Here is a 12,377-nt window from a genome sequence, read left to right as displayed (position 1 = left end):
GCTGTACAAAACTCCGGAGGTCAGGGGCGGGAGATGCGGATCATTTCCTCGCGCGGGACAACCTTGATGCGCTCGCGGACCACGCCGTTCCCGTCTTCGGAGGCGGCGGAGGCTTCCGACCATTCAGCACCGAGGGCAGCTTCGTGTGCGTCCAGCCGGTTCCAGCCTTCCCACGTGGTGTATTCGATGCCGCGTTCTTCCAGGAGGTCGATGATGGCCTGCGGGTCCGGGTTTTCGGCCGGGGGCAGGTTCAAACGGTCCTCGAGGAGGCAGCCGATGGTTTCCAGTGCATCGCCCTTGGTGTGCCCGATCAACCCCACCGGTCCGCGCTTGATCCAGCCGGTGGCGTAGATTCCCGGCACGGGTTCCCCGTCGGCACCCAGGACGCGGCCGCCGTCGTTCGGAATGACGCCGCGGCGGGCGTCGTACGGCAGCTCCTCCAGCGGCGAGCCGTGGTAGCCGATGGCCCGGTAGACCGACTGGACCGGGTATTCGAGGAACTCCCCGGTTCCCTTGACGTTGCCGGTGCCGTCCAGTTCCATCCGCTCAAACTTCATCGCCGCAACCTTGCCCGGGGTCTCGGGTGAGTCGAGGATCTCCACGGGGCTGTGCAGGAAGTGCAGGTGCAGGCGGCGGGACGAGGGCTGCTCGGCTTCAGCATGCTCCTCCACCAGCCAGTTGGTCATGGTGTTGACCATGGTCTTGATCTGGTTGTTGGTCCGGATTGCCTCGTCCGAGGCCTCGTCGAATTCGAAATCCTCCGGGTACAGGACGATGTCCACGTCCTTGCAGTGCGAGAGTTCGCGCAGTTCCAAGGGCGTGAACTTGACCTGGGCAGGCCCGCGACGCCCGAAAACGTGGACGTCGGTCACGGGCGAGCTCTTCAACCCTTGGTACACGTTGTCCGGAATCTCTGTGACAAGCAGTTCCTCCGGGTGCTTGACCAACATGCGCGCAACGTCCAAGGCGACGTTGCCATTGCCGATCACCGCGATTTCCTTGGCGTCCAGCGGCCAATCGCGGGGCACGTCCGGGTGTCCGTCGTACCAGGAGACAAAGTCCGCGCCGCCAAAGGAGCCTTCCAGCCCAATGCCGGGAATGTTCAGGTCTGCGTCCTTGATGGCTCCGGTGGAGAAGATCACGGCGTCATAGAAAGCGCGGAAGTCGTGAAGGGTCAGGTCCCTGCCGTAGGTCACGTTGCCCAGGAAGCGGATGTCCCCGCGGTCCAGAACCTTGTGCAAGGCGTTCACGATGCCCTTAATGCGGGGATGGTCCGGCGCTACACCGTATCGAATCAACCCGTAGGGCGCGGGGTACGCCTCGAAGAGGTCGATGCTCACTTCCACGTGCCCGTCTTTGACTTCGTTGGACTTGGTGAGGATGTCCGCGGCATAGACACCGGCAGGACCCGCGCCCACAATGGCGACGCGAAGCGGACGATTGGTTGCGGCTGAGTCTGACACCGTGAGCCCTTCCGAAGCAGTGAGCCACGCCGCTGTTGGTGGCGCGCGCAGATTTCAATTCTAGGTGTCGGCCCCACACCGGGCCGCTTATATGGCAGGAGTCACAAAAATACCCAAAGATTGCGGAATATTGCGGGGAAGGCCGGTGTTGGCCCCAGTGTGTCGACTCCGGATCAGATCATCTCAGGCTCCCCTTCAAACCAGCCAACGACGGCGGTAGCCGGGAGCGGAGGCGACGGAACCAGCGGTGTAACCAAGCGAGGCACCGGGGGCGCCGGCAAGCCCGTGCGGAGCGAGTCGACGGCGGGAATCCTGTTCGGCATCGGCGCTTACGGGCTGTGGGGCCTGCTCCCCCTGTACTTCTTCATCCTGATGCCTGCGGGTGCGATCGAAATCGTGGCCAACCGCGTTGTCTGGTCCTTGATCTTCTGCGCACTGCTGATCACCATCACCCGGTCCTGGCGGATTTTCGGCGCCGCGCTGAAGGACCGCAGCGTCTTCGGTCCCTTGGCCTTGGCTGCCGTCCTCATCGCCATCAACTGGCTCACGTACACCTTCGGCGTCACCACCGGCCACGCCGTGGAAACCTCGCTGGGATACTTCATCAACCCCTTGGTCTCGGTCCTTTTGGGCGTCTTTGTCCTCAAGGAGAAGCTGCGCCCCCTGCAGTGGACAGCGGTGGGCATCGGGTTCGTGGCGGTCGGCGTCCTGACGTTCTCCTACGGGCAACTCCCGTGGATCGCCCTGATCCTGGCCTTCAGCTTTGGCCTTTACGGCTTTGTGAAGAAGCGGGTGGGCCCCAAGGTCGATGCCCTCACGAGCCTCAGTGTCGAAACAATGGTGCTGGCTCCCTTCGCAGCGATCACCATGGTGGTCCTGGGTGTTGCGGGGGCTGAAACCCTCACGACCATGGGCGCCGGACACTTCTGGCTGATGGTGGCCTCGGGCGTCATCACCGCTGTTCCGCTGCTCTTCTTCGGCGCTTCCGCACGCCGCCTGCCGATGACCACCATCGGCCTGCTCCAGTACTTTGCCCCGATCCTCCAGTTCGTTGTGGCACTGCTTGTGTTCCACGAAACCATGACCGCTGCCCGCTGGATCGGCTTCTGCGTGGTCTGGCTGGCCCTGGTCCTGTTGACGATCGACATGCTGCGGACCACCAGGAAGCACTCGGCGCTGAAGAAGCAGGCGCGGCTGTCCGCCGTCGAGGCCTGAACCCCTCGCCTGAAACCCGCGCGAAGTCGCGGGAACGCTGCCAAAACCCCCGGAACTTTCCGGCGGATTCGCAGCCTTCCCACGATTTCGACGCCGGGCCCTAGTCGAGCACGTCCGGGTTTGGTTCCTTTTCGCGGCCGGAGGGGTCGACGGCACGGGTTTCCAGGGCGAAAACCAGCGGTCCAAAGGCTGCAAGTGACCCTGCGGCCGCTGACCCTCCACCTGGCACCCCTCCACCAGGCATCCCTGATCCTGAAGCAGCGTCCGCAGCCGGGCCGGCCGCAAGCTCCACCTCCACCACGGACTCGGCCAGCCTCTTGAATGGATATCCGCCGGAGCCCGCCGGAGCCGCGGACCCCAGCACACTGCCCGGGCCTTCCTCCAAGTCCTGCCCGGAAATGGAGCCTGAACCCAGCAAGCGCAGCCCGGCCAGTTCCTGCCCGCCGGGCACCTCTATGCGCACCCTTTCCGACGCCGGAATCCGCGTCACGACTGCGTACACCTGTCCCGTGTCCCCATCCTGGGTGTAGTAGCCCCAACCGGGATATTTCCAATCCTCTGCATAGCCGCACCCGTAAATAGCTTCCCCGTTCACGGCGAGCCACTCCCCCACCCGCGAGGCAATCTCCACCTCTTCCGGAGCCATGGAGCCGTCGCCGCGGGGTCCGAAGTTGAGCAGGAAGTTGCCGCCCAAGGACGTGCAGTGGGCCATCATGTCCACCACGTCCCAGGGGTGTTTGAGCGTCGACTGCGCCCAGGGGCCTTGGTGGTATCCCCAACTGGCCTGCGGAATGGTCATGCAGGCTTCCCAGTCGCGGGAAGCCACAGCAACATCCCATGGGCCGGGCAACCTGCGCTCATAGCCGCTCTCGTAGTCGCCCATCAACTGGCCATTGGAATCGACGTGCCGGGACCCGAAATCATCGGCTCTCAGGCGACTGTTGACCACCACGCCGGGAAGGCGCTCCTTCAGCATCCGTTCAACTTCCCAGGTCCACCACCCGTTGGCCTTCACGGATTCGTCCCAGGTGCCGTCAAACCAGAATCCCTTCACACCGGGGTAACGGTCCGCCAGTTCTTCCAACTGTTTCATCGCGAAGTCCAGGTAGCGGGCAAAAGCCGCCCGATCGCCGTCGTTCTCCACCGTGAAGCGCCAGTCCGGGTGCCGCCAGTCGAGCACTGAATAGTAGAAGTTGACGTCGATCCCGCGTGCTTCATAGGCGGCCACCAATTCACCCAGAACGTCCCGGCCCGACGGCGTGTTTCCCATGTGGAAGTCCGTGTGGGCGCTCGGCCACAGGCAAAAGCCGTCGTGATGCTTGGTGGTGATGGTCATGTAGCGGGCACCGAGAGCCACGGCCGTGTCAGCCCACCGGTCGGCGTCGAAATCCGCCAGTGTGAAGTCGTTGGCGAGCGCCTCCCATCGTTGTTGGGGGATCTTCGCTACACGCGGCAGGAACTCGGCCGCGAATTCGACGTCCTTCCCTTCCCACCTCCCGGCCGGCAGCGAGTAGAGGCCCCAATGGATGAACTGACCCACCCGGTGGCTCCGGAACCGACGCATGGCAGCGTCGTCCCTCCGCCCTTGCCCGGACGCGCCGTATTTAAGGTCAATCACTTTCCCACCTGCCCGTCCCATGGAACGAAAGTACGCAGGTCGAACGACTCCGACGCACCTGAAGCCCACGTGAGCGAGACTTCCGTACCGGAAACAACGACGGCGGCAGCCGCCTCGAGCGCTTCAGGCGCCGGAGCCGGGCCTCGGGTGAGCGTGTGCAGCGCGACGTGGACCGTTTCGACAACCGCGCGTTGGGCCGACAGGCTTGGCACTGCGGAGTGCTCACCCATGGCACTGGCACCCGTGTAATGTGCGGTATCGGTCTTTTGCCAGCCGTGCAGGGCTGTTACAGCGGCAAAGACATCGCCGTTGCTGACCCACGCAGTGTCCAGCGTGGTTCCCGCATGCACCCGGGACGCTCCCGCGACCGCATGCCCGCCTTCACGCACGGAAAACTCCGCCGGCCCGGTGACGAGATGGCAGCGAACCTCATGGATACCGTCCACCACGGACACCGTAGTGACCGCGGTTCCGGGCAGCGCTTTACCGTACAGCTGTGGGACGTGGACCGAGCCGCTGACCGGTCCCTGCGTGCGGGTGGCACGCAGGGCGCAACGCCGGCTCGCCACGCCGTCAGAGCCCAACAACGCCAAGTGCCCGTCGATGTTTTCCTCCCAAGCCAAACCCGTTCCTGGCGCGGTGTGGGTGGAGTAGGAGAACTTGGCGTAGTGCGGATCATCGGGGTCCGTGCCGCCGTCAACAGGCAAGCCGCAATGATCGCTGCCGTGGTTGCTGAGCCGGACCAACCCGCCATCGCTGCTCATTGTCCATCCGACATCAGGCAAAGAACGTACGACAACGGGCCCATCCGTGGGTTGCGGCTCCTCCATGTCCTGCCACACCCTGTGCTCCGGTGGGAGAGCCAAACCCAGGAAGCCAATACCGGCCAGATACGGGGATCCAAACCCGCTGTATGCCTGGCAGGATCCCAGGTGTTCGTCATACCAGCCCAGGGTCGGCGGCCCGTCCACTCCGACGCCCTTCGCGGTAAAGTTCGCCAGCACACCGGACGCCAAGCGCCGGGTAGCCCCCGGCGTCAGCGGATTCACTCCCGAGATTTCCGCACACCATATGGCGGCCAGGACTGCAGTGCGGTACGCCAAGGATCGCCCGAAGTGCAGCACGGCTCCATCACTGGCAAACATGAGGCTCTGGGTGCCCACGAACTCCCGCAGCCGCTCCAGATGACGCTGCCCCTCAGGAGTGCCCTCCCTGCCGGTCATCGTGTACCAAGCCCACAAATAGGGGTGGATTGCCCACGCATTGTAGTAATCGATGGCGTGCTCCGGCCCGTCCGTATACCAGCCATCACCCAGATACCAGGACTCCACCCGGGCCACATTCCGCGCCCCCGTGCAGCCGGAGACGTCCTCGCCCACCGATCGCAGGAAACCCTCGGCCATTGCAGGGAAAAGCTGCCAATTGTTCCCCCACACCTCAAGCCGGGCGTGGTGCCGCAGCCAGTCGGCCACCTGCTTCTTCTCCCCCTCAGCCAGGGGCTCCCACAGCCACTCCCTGGCAACGTGCAACGAGAACGCGATGTTCGCGGCCTCCACAATAGAGTTGGTCACCCCCAGCAACGGGGACTTGCAGGTGACACCCAAGGGCCAACGTTCGGAACCTTCAGGGTCGGTGCCGGCCAGCAGCGCTTCCCGGTACCACGCCGCCAGCCCCAACCGATCCTGTCCACGGGCCCCGGCAATGCGGGGCGCCGCCATCAGCAGGCTCCGGCCTATGGTTTCCATGCCTTCCCGGCGCTCGCCGTCGCGTGTTACCCGGCCCGGGAGTCTCGGACTTGTTTTGAGGGGGCTGGAATAAGTCCGGATATGTTCCAACCAATGATCGGCCGTGGCTTCCCAGTGGCTGCGGGTCCAGCCGGTGAACGGGGAAAGAGCGGTCTGTGGTTCGGGAAGCCAGGGTTGGGTCACCGGTAGGGGCTGGTTTACCTGGAGGGGCTGAGTCACGGTGTTGGATCCTTGGGGTTGTTCCGCTGCTTACTTGGCCAGGGCTGATTCGTATTCGCCGCGGATGGTGTCGCCGCCGTTCTTCTTCCAGTCCGCCACGGCACTCATGAGCGCGTCCATGGTCCCGCGTCCAGCGATGACAGCCGTGGCGGCGTCCGAAACGGGCTGGCCCAGCTTCGCACCCTTGCTGGCGTTGGTCGGGCTGAACAAGGTGCCGCACGGGTCCTCGACCCCGAGCGGAATGAGCTTGGAATAGGCGTTGTGCATGACATCCACGATGTCCTTGTTGCTGGGGTCGTACACCACTTGCTGGGGTGCCGCGAGGTACTTCCACGGCACGGCGTTATCCAGCAAGGCCCGCTCGGTCACCACGGGGTTGCCGTTGGCATCGAGGGTGTAGTCCGCCCCTTCTGCCCCGTAGTTGAGCAGCAAGTATTCTTCGCTGCCAAATGGTGCCGCGAGGAAATTGGCTACGGCCAGAACTTCCTTGAGCTTGGCTTCGTCCGCCTTTTTCAGCATCACGGTGCCGAAGGTAATGTTGTCCAGCCAGGTCTGGGCCTTGCCGCCGTCGTGGCCCACGGGGATGAACGGGACGGCCTTGTTGGCCTTGTTCGCCGCGGGGACGCTGCGCCCGTAGCCCGTGGGCCCAATGTAGGCGGGCAGTCCGTCATAGATCATGGCCACCTTGCCGGAGATGAACGAGTTCACCATCTGGGACTTGGTCCACCCTTCAGAGCCCGGGACATACATCCCGTCCTTGTAGAGCTTGGCTGCGAATTCGATCGCGGCCATGTATTCGTCGGTCTCGAACGCCCGGGTGAGTTTGCCGCCGTCGTTCTTCCAGACGTTCGGCGTGCGGAACATGTGGTGGAGCATCGTGAGACCGAACTTGGTGCTGCCCAGCGCCCATTGGTTCTTGGCAGGATTGGTCAGTTCCTTGGCCACCCTGTAGAAATCGTCCTTGTCCTTGATGTCCTCGGTGGATTTGACTCCGACATTCTCCAGCAGCGTCTGGTTGACGAATCCGGAGCCGCCAGTGAGGTTGCGCGGGATGGGCAGGGAGTACAGCTTGCCGGCCTGTACTGTCTGCTTCCAGAAAACCTCCGGGATGGCGGCGAGGTTGGGATAGTCCTTGACCTTGTCGCCACCAAGCAGCGGCGTCAGGTCCGCGCATTTGGCCTGCAGGAATTCCACGATGTTGGGCACCGCGGCACCGTCGTTCAACATGAGGTCCGGCAGCTCGCCCCCGGCAATGATCGTGTTGAACTTGGTGGCGTAGTCGTCCGAGGAGACAGAGGTGATCTCCACCTGTCCGCCCAGGCGGGCTTCAATGGCCTGCCAGGCGGGATTGTCTGCACGCGCGTTGGGTGCAGTGCCAAACAGGTTGGTAATGGCTGTGATCTTGCCACCGCTCAGGGGTGCTTTCTCCACGCTCCGGAACGGCGTCGGGTACTTGTAAAAGGCAGCCGGGACGCCTTCAGCCGTGCCTGCGATGTCTGCAGCGGCCGCTTTGAGCGGCATATGCGTGGGAAGCAAAGCCTCGCTGGCGTTGGAGGCGACGTTGGTGGTGCGCTGCCCGCAACCGGCCAAGGCCCCGCCGCTGAACAGTGCAAGGGCGCCGATGCCCGCCACGGAAAGGAAGCTCCGGCGGCTGGGGCCGGGAGTCGGGACTGCGTTCATGGGATTCCCTTTCGAGAGTAGAGAGTTTGCTTAGCCTTTGATGGCGCCGGTAAGAACGCCCTTGGTGAAGTACCGCTGGAGGAACGGGAAGACGATTACGATCGGGATCAGCGAAATCACGACGACGGCCATCTGGATCGCCTGCGACGGCACCGCGATCTCGGCTACTGCGGAGTCGCCCATGGGTTGGCCGAGCAACACGTACTGGCGCAGGATCATGGACAGCGGCCATTTGTCGTCGTTCAGGTAGAGCATGGCGTTGAAGAAGGCGTTCCAGTAGCCCACCGCGTAAAAAAGCCCGACGACGGCCAGCACGCCTCGTGACAACGGCAACACCATCTGGACCAGGATCCGGAAGTCGCCGGCCCCATCGATCTTGGCGGCTTCGAACAGCTCGTTGGGCAGGTTCATGAAGAAGGACCGGACCACCACCAGGTTGAAGGCGCTCATCAGCGTGGGCAGGACCAAGGCTGCGTAATTGTCCAGCAGCCCCAGTTCCTTGACCATGAGGAAGCTGGGAATGATGCCGGGGCTGAAAAGCATGGTGAACAGAGCGGTCATGAGGAAGAAGCGGCCGCCCACAAGGTCACGACGGGTAAGGCCGTACGCCATGGCTACAGTGACCACCAAAGACAATGCAGTGCCAACGGTGGTGATGAGCAAGGAGCGGACCAGGGCATCGGTCACTACGCCACCGGCGAAGATCGTTTGGTAGGCGGCGAACGTGGGTTCCTTGGGAAACAAGACCAGGCCGTTGTTGTTGGCGATCTCGCTCTGACTGGAAAGACTCGTCGCCAGTACGGCCAGCAACGGGTACAGCGCCAGGAAGCAGATCACCACCAGGGCGATGGCTTTGGATACCTGGACCATCGGCTTGGGCTTTTCCATCCAGACAGGACGGGTGTCCTTTTTCACCGAACGGCTCCCACGACGGCCCATGCCTGCTACCAGCGTGCTACTTGGATTTGCCATTGGAATAGACACCTTCCTGTCCGAAGAGATGGGCCAGTTTGTTCGCGCCGAGCACCAGGATCAGCCCAACGATTCCCTTGACGAGCCCCACCGCGGCCGCAGGACCCCACTGGCCGTCCTGGATGCCGTGGAAGTAGACGTAGGTGTCCAGCACCTCGCCGGCGCCGGGGCCCACATTGTCGCGTTGCAGGACGATCTGTTCGAAGCCCACTGAGAGGATGCTGCCGAGGTTGAGGATGAGCAGCAGGATGATCACCGGCATGATGCCCGGGATGGTGATGTGCCATAGCCGGTGCCGGGCGTTCGCCCCGTCCACGGCCGCGGCCTCGTAGAGCTCCTGGTCTACGTTCATCAGCGCGGCAAGGAAGATGATGGTCCCCCAGCCTGCGTCCTTCCAGATGGATTGGATGGTCACCAGGAAGGGGAAGAACCCGGGCGTGGTCATGGCGTCGAAGCGAGGGAGTCCCAGGTTTTCCAGAAGGTGCGGAACGGCACCCGTGGCACCGAGGACCTCCGAGAAGACGGCCACAATGATCACCCAGCCGATGAAGTGGGGCAGATACACCACACTCTGCACGAACTTCCGGATCTTGTTGGACACGATGCTGTTCAGCAGCAGGGCCAGGCAGATGGGAACCGGGAAGAACAGGGCCAGCTGGAGCCCGGTGATCACCAGGGTGTTCCGGAGGGCTTCCCAAAAGGCGCCGTCCTGGAACATGGCCGCGAAATTGTCCAGCCCCACCCACACGCTGTCCACGAAACCGAGGTAGGGCTTGTAGTCGAGGAACGCGATGATGTTGCCGGCGAGCGGGATGTAGTGGAACACCACGAAGTACAGGAAGCCCGGTGCGATCAGCAGCAACATCACTTTGTCGCGTCGGATACGTGCCATCAGGGTTCTCTTGCGACTCGGTCCCGCGTCGGGTCCCGCAGGAGGGCGGATACGACGGCGGCCTTCCGCCGCCGTCACCGGCCCGCCGACGTCGTGCGTCGCCTGGGGCGTCAGTGTTTGACTGTTGCTGCTCATGTATTTCCTCTGTCTGCGCCAGTGGACGGCGGATGTGGAGTGGCCCGGCGCTGTAGAGCAACCATCGGCTGAAATAGTAAGCGTTTACTATGGGAGACAAGCTACCTATAGAAATAATGTGATGTCAACAACACTTCCTTTGTCATAGCAGGCAAGGGAGGGTGGGATTGACAGTCTTTCAGTACCACCCCTACGCTGACTCAAAATAGCAAGCGCTTTCTATAAATTTTCCCTACCACCAATGGACGGAAACCCGCAGTGACCACCAATCTCCAGCACGCCGGCCCCATGAAGGCTGCTTTCGTGATGGGCAGGAACAATCTGTCCGCCCTGTTCAGCACCCAGGACCTTGCCCGGCTGCGCGGGATGGTCACGCTGCTCGGTTCCGAACCCGTTGCCAATTTCTCCGAGCCGGGTGCCTTCGGGTTGCTCGAAGATGCCGAGCTCCTCATAACTGGTTGGGGCGCTCCCGTCATCGACGGCTGGGTCCTGGACCGGTTGCCGCGGCTGCGCACCATCGTCCACGCGGCCGGAACGGTCAAGACGTTCCTGTCCCCGGAGGTCCATGAGCGCGGAATACAGGTGTCGTCCTCGGCTGCGGCCAATGCGGTGCCGGTGGCCGAGTTCACGTTTGCGGCAATCATCATGGGCCTCAAAAGAGCCCGGCGATTCAGCGAACAGCTGCGCACCACCGGCGCATCCCGCAACTCTGCCGGATTCCCCGCCATCGGAACCAACGGCGTAACCATCGGGCTGGTTGGCGCCTCACGCGTGGGACGCCTGGTCATCGGGCTCCTGAAGAACCTCGACGCACGGGTCCTGGTCTACGACCCCTACCTTGACGCCGTCGAGGCTACTGCGCTGGGTGTCGAATCCGTCGGCCTGGCCCAGCTCTGCATGCTGTCCGACGTCGTCAGCGTCCATGCGCCGGACATTGCCGAAACGCGTGGCATCATCGGGGCGAAGGAGCTCGGCCTGATGAAGGACGGCACCTTGGTCATCAACACCGCCCGGGGCGTCTTGATCGACGCAGCCTCGCTGACCCGGGAACTCGTTTCGGGGCGGCTCGATGCCTACCTCGACGTCACCGACCCCGAGCCCCTTCCCGCCGGATCGGTGCTGCACACCCTGCCCAATGTGGTCCTGACACCGCACATCGCAGGAGCCTTGGGAAACGAAATCCACCGTCTGGGCAGCCAAGCGGTCATGGAAGTTCGCCGATTGACCGAGGGCTTGCCCTTGGCTTATCCGGTTTTGGCCGCGGATCTTGCAAGAATCGCCTAGTGACCGAGAAAAACTCCCCCACAGATTCCGCCATTGCCCGCAGCGGCAGCGGCGCCACGATTGCCGACGTCGCGCAGGCGGCGGGGGTGTCAGTAGCTACAGTTTCCAGGGCCTTGAGCGGCAACTATCCCGTGGCAAAAGCCACGCGGGAACGGATTCTTCGTTCCGTTACGGACCTGGGTTACGTGGCCAACGCCCATGCACGTGCTCTGGCCGGCGCCACCACCCGGACAGTGGGAATCATCATCAACGACGTCGCTGATCCCTTCTTCGCCTACATCGCCCGCGGCGTGGAACGGCAGGCGAGTGCCGAGGGACGGTTGTGCCTGATCACCGCTACCCACGGCGACAAAGAGCGTGAGCTTGCCCTGGTGGACCTCATGCGGGAGCAGCGCACCGACGCCGTCATCGTGGTGGGTGGGGCATCCGACGACCCGCGGTACCGGAAGCAGATGGCCGACCGTGCGCGTGCGCTTGCAGCGGCGGGATCTTCACTGGTCCTTTGCGGCAGGCCGTCCCTGGGGACGGGAGTGCCCACCAAGATGGTCACCTACGACAACGAAGGAGGCGCCTTCGCGATCACCGACTACCTCATCTCCCAGGGCCACCGCAGGATCCTTTACGTGGGCGGCCCCCGCGATTTTTCCACCACCGCGTCCCGGCTGGCAGGGTTCTACCGGGCCCTGGACGCCCGCGGCATCGAGCGGGACCCGGCGCTGGTCCACGAGGGCGCGTTCGGCCGTGGTTTCGGGTACAGCAGGATGCGGGAATTGCTTGACCAGAATTTGGACTTCACCGCCGTTTTCGGAGCGAACGACCTCGTGGCCGCCGGCATCCTGGAAGCACTCGAGGAACGCGGAATCAAGGTTCCACAAGACATTTCCGTGGTTGGCTACGACGACGTTCCCGTCGCCAGCGAGCTGCGTCCGCGGCTCACCACAGTTCGCGTACCGCTCGAAGAACTGGGGCGCGAGGCCGTCCGTTTGGCTCTGGCCCAGTCACCGCACGACGCCGGCGCCTCCTCTGACAACACCCTCACCGTTGGTACGCACATCGTCATCCGGGACTCGGTTTCGCCTCTCCACAAGTTCTGAGCACTTCTGTTCATTTCCGTTGAAGGGCCAGGGAACCGGAAATAGGGTTGCGGAAACTTC

9 protein-coding genes are annotated in these 12,377 nt (G+C 63.3%); 3 read left to right on the top strand and 6 right to left on the bottom strand.

Translation table 11 applies throughout. The annotated features are described in order from the left end of the window. Positions 1-20 precede the first annotated feature (20 nt). Positions 21-1,463, bottom strand: a complete 1,443-nt coding sequence (locus FDP28_RS04000) for an FAD-dependent oxidoreductase (RefSeq protein ID WP_144659313.1) — start codon at positions 1,461-1,463, stop codon at positions 21-23. A 120-nt stretch (positions 1,464-1,583) separates the two neighbouring features. On the opposite strand from FDP28_RS04000, the gene rarD reads away from it, so the two are divergent. Beyond that, positions 1,584-2,678: an EamA family transporter RarD gene (rarD, locus tag FDP28_RS03995; protein ID WP_144659312.1), complete on the top strand. Its 1,095-nt coding sequence runs from the start codon at positions 1,584-1,586 to the stop codon at positions 2,676-2,678. 100 nt (positions 2,679-2,778) lie between these two features. On the opposite strand, the gene FDP28_RS03990 is transcribed toward rarD, so the two are convergent. The 5 genes from FDP28_RS03990 to FDP28_RS03970 form a co-directional block, all read right to left on the bottom strand. Beyond that, positions 2,779-4,296 carry an alpha-L-fucosidase gene (locus tag FDP28_RS03990; protein WP_260842324.1) on the bottom strand — a complete coding sequence of 506 codons (1,518 nt, stop codon included), beginning with the start codon at positions 4,294-4,296 and terminating at the stop codon, positions 2,779-2,781. Next, positions 4,293-6,224, bottom strand: coding sequence for a DUF2264 domain-containing protein (locus tag FDP28_RS03985; protein WP_260842346.1), 1,932 nt, complete (start codon positions 6,222-6,224; stop codon positions 4,293-4,295). The genes FDP28_RS03990 and FDP28_RS03985 overlap by 4 nt, the downstream gene beginning before the upstream one ends. A gap of 66 nt (positions 6,225-6,290) precedes the next feature. Beyond that, positions 6,291-7,940, bottom strand: coding sequence for an extracellular solute-binding protein (locus FDP28_RS03980; protein WP_144659310.1), 1,650 nt, complete (start codon positions 7,938-7,940; stop codon positions 6,291-6,293). A gap of 30 nt (positions 7,941-7,970) precedes the next feature. After that, positions 7,971-8,912 carry a carbohydrate ABC transporter permease gene (locus FDP28_RS03975; RefSeq protein WP_144659309.1) on the bottom strand — a complete coding sequence of 314 codons (942 nt, stop codon included), beginning with the start codon at positions 8,910-8,912 and terminating at the stop codon, positions 7,971-7,973. Continuing rightward, positions 8,896-9,939 (bottom strand): ABC transporter permease, encoded by a 1,044-nt coding sequence (locus FDP28_RS03970; RefSeq protein ID WP_144659308.1) that lies wholly within the window; start codon positions 9,937-9,939, stop codon positions 8,896-8,898. The genes FDP28_RS03975 and FDP28_RS03970 overlap by 17 nt, the downstream gene beginning before the upstream one ends. A 258-nt stretch (positions 9,940-10,197) precedes the next feature. Between FDP28_RS03970 and FDP28_RS03965 the strand changes: the two genes are divergently transcribed. Then, positions 10,198-11,223: a hydroxyacid dehydrogenase gene (locus FDP28_RS03965; protein ID WP_260842323.1), complete on the top strand. Its 1,026-nt coding sequence runs from the start codon at positions 10,198-10,200 to the stop codon at positions 11,221-11,223. Beyond that, a complete protein-coding gene (locus FDP28_RS03960) occupies positions 11,223-12,317 on the top strand; it encodes a LacI family DNA-binding transcriptional regulator (RefSeq protein WP_144659307.1) in 1,095 nt (364 codons plus the stop codon). The genes FDP28_RS03965 and FDP28_RS03960 overlap by 1 nt, the downstream gene beginning before the upstream one ends. Positions 12,318-12,377: the final 60 nt, after the last annotated feature.

The organism is Paenarthrobacter nicotinovorans (assembly GCF_007670255.1).
Classification (GTDB): domain Bacteria; phylum Actinomycetota; class Actinomycetes; order Actinomycetales; family Micrococcaceae; genus Arthrobacter; species Arthrobacter nicotinovorans_B.
This window is presented reverse-complemented; position numbering and strand designations above follow the sequence as displayed.

What these genes read in the sequence shown, in the direction of transcription:
- FDP28_RS03980 (WP_144659310.1), bottom strand. Translation starts at nt 7,940, where the DNA reads ATGAACGCAGTCCCGACTCCCGGCCCCAGCCGCCGGAGCTTCCTTTCC.
- FDP28_RS03975 (WP_144659309.1), bottom strand. Translation starts at nt 8,912, where the DNA reads ATGGCAAATCCAAGTAGCACGCTGGTAGCAGGCATGGGCCGTCGTGGG.
- FDP28_RS03970 (WP_144659308.1), bottom strand. Translation starts at nt 9,939, where the DNA reads ATGAGCAGCAACAGTCAAACACTGACGCCCCAGGCGACGCACGACGTC.